The following is a 1226-nucleotide window of genomic DNA, read 5'->3' as shown; positions in this document are numbered from 1 at the left end:
CCCGCTGCCCGGCCCCGGGCGAGGGGGCGGGCGGCGCGGCCGGTCCCGGCGACCACTCGCCGCTGTCCAGCAGGAACGCGACGGCCGTGCCGCTGCGCGCCCGCATGCGCGCGGCGACCGCGGCCTGCTCCCCGTCCAGGTCGCCGAGGAAGGCCACGAGCAGCCCCTCGGAGCCGCCGCGCAGCACGTCGTACGCGGGCGACAGCGCGCGGCCCTCGGCGTGCTCCACCACCGCGAGCGTGTCCATCAGCAGCCCCATGGAGTCGGCGGAGTCCTGCGCCCCGCCCGCGTACCCCTCGCCGCCCTCGCCCGGCACCGACGTGCCGCCCGCCGTCAGCAGCCGCACCGTGTAGCCGCGCTGGAGCATGTGCGCCAGCACGGAGGCCGCGCCGGAGACGGCCCACTCGAACGCCGAGTCGGGCCCGGCGCCCCGGTAGGCGCCCGCACGCGTGTCGAGCAGGACGGTGCACCTGGCGCGCTGCGGCGCCTCCTCGCGGCGCACCATCAGCTCGCCGTAGCGCGCCGTCGAACGCCAGTGCACGCGGCGCAGGTCGTCGCCGTGCCGGTAGCCGCGCGGGATCACGTCGTCGTCCCCCGCGAGCGCCGGGCGGCGCTGCCTGCTGTCGCCGTACCCGGAGGACTCGCCCACGAGCCGCACCGCGGGCAGCGCCTCCGTGCGCGGGACGACCGTCAGCGTGTCGGACGCGCTGAACGAGCGGGTCAGCTCGCACATGCCGAACGGATCGGAGAGCCGCAGCTGGAGCGGGCCGAGCGGGTAGCGGCCCCGCAGGTCGGAGCGGACACGGTAGGACACCTCGCGGCGGCCGCCCGCCTCCACGCGGTCGAGCACGAAGCGGGGACGCGGCCCCAGCACGTACGGCACGTGGTCCTGGAGCATCAGCAGACCGGTGGGCAGCCGGGAGACGTTGTCGATCCGCAGGTGCACGCGGGCCTCGGAGCCCGCCGCGACCCGGGCGGGCGTCAGCCGCCTGCTGCCCGCGACCCGGTAGCGGGTGCGGTACAGGACGCCGACGCAGACCAGCGGGAGGACGAGCACCAGCAGCCCGACCCGCAGCAGCCCGGGCTGGCCCAGTATGTAGGCGCAGGCCACGGCCGCGACACCGGCGGCGAAGAAGGCACGGCCGCGGGTGGTCAGGCCGCTCAGCGCCGCCCGCAGGCCGGCCTGTTCCGCGTGCCCGCGGTCCGCGCCGCCAGCGCCGGCATCT

General features: G+C 77.7%; 1 protein-coding gene. It reads right to left on the bottom strand.

The features are described from left to right. On the bottom strand, nucleotides 1-1226 hold a 1226-nt coding region (locus tag JFN87_RS33170; RefSeq protein WP_372449341.1), incomplete at both ends, for a DUF58 domain-containing protein.

The organism is Streptomyces montanisoli, assembly GCF_017813245.1.
GTDB classification, from domain to species: domain Bacteria; phylum Actinomycetota; class Actinomycetes; order Streptomycetales; family Streptomycetaceae; genus Streptomyces; species Streptomyces montanisoli.
Note: the sequence above shows the minus strand (reverse complement) of the source record. Positions and strands in the feature narration are given on the sequence as shown.